General features: G+C 50.9%; 1 tRNA gene. It reads left to right on the top strand.

From position 1 onward, the window contains the following. The first annotated feature begins 108 nt into the window (after positions 1 to 108). Positions 109 to 193, top strand: a tRNA-Leu gene (locus ACW9IB_RS29520). The last annotated feature ends 123 nt before the right edge of the window (positions 194 to 316 follow it).

Below are 316 nucleotides of genomic sequence, written 5' to 3' on the forward strand. Positions count from 1 at the left end.
ACAGGATTGTGACTCCTGTTGTCGTGGGTTCGATCCCCATCGTCCACCCCATATTTCAAAAGGCGCCAGATTTAACGGTCTGGCGCCTTTGCTTTAAGAGCTTCAAGCGCGGATGTGGTGGAATTGGTAGACACACTGGATTTAGGTTCCAGCGCCGCGAGGCGTAAGAGTTCGAGTCTCTTCATCCGCACCAAATAAAGCGTTGTTCGGCTGTCATGCGGGCAGGGCTAGACAAAGAAGTGGTTTGGTTTCTTTGTTGATGCAATATGGTGGGCGTAGCTCAGTTGGTAGAGCACAGGATTGTGACTCCTGTTGT

The sequence above is a fragment of the Pseudomonas sp. SDO524_S393 genome, assembly GCF_054071875.1.